The 528-nt window shown below is 59.7% G+C and carries 1 protein-coding gene; it reads right to left on the bottom strand.

Annotated elements, in window-relative coordinates; translation table 11 throughout:
* Nucleotides 1-528 (bottom strand): 4Fe-4S dicluster domain-containing protein (locus HMPREF1627_RS00975; protein WP_034500381.1); only part of this gene is annotated, 528 nt, incomplete at both ends.

Raw genomic sequence — 528 nt, 5'->3', positions numbered from 1 at the left:
TCGCGTGGTTTTCTTCGCCTGATAGTCGTAGGCACCCGCGCAACCAACCCAAAATACCCAGTCAACTTCGCTGGCGTCCTCCACGTCCTCGCCTATGACGGGCACGTCAAACTCTAGGTCCTTAGCCCATTCCAGGCGCTTGCGCGGCGCTTGGTTGTACGGGTTAGCCTTAGTCTCTAGCGAACGGAACGGGCGCGCGAGTTCACGCGGGAAGGCAGATTCCATCAGCACCTGGTGGCGGCGCATTCCCAGGATCGTATCGAGGTGCTCAATGTCAACGGGGCACTGGTCTACGCACGCGCCGCACATCGTGCAGTCCCACAGCGCGTCCTCGCAAACTACGTCGCCAACCAGCGGGCCGGCTTCCATTGAAACGCCGGTTTCGCCCGTGTTTCCAGACGCGATTAGGGCTTCTAAAACGTCGGGGGTGTGCGCGGTGTTGGGAACGTTTGAATTGACGAGGACGTTGCCTTCCTCGTCTTTTGTGTAGGCATTGTCTCCTAGGGCTTCCATCTGTTCGACGGCGGC

It is taken from the genome of Actinomyces sp. S6-Spd3 (assembly GCF_000758755.1).
Classification (GTDB): domain Bacteria; phylum Actinomycetota; class Actinomycetes; order Actinomycetales; family Actinomycetaceae; genus Pauljensenia.
This window is presented reverse-complemented; position numbering and strand designations above follow the sequence as displayed.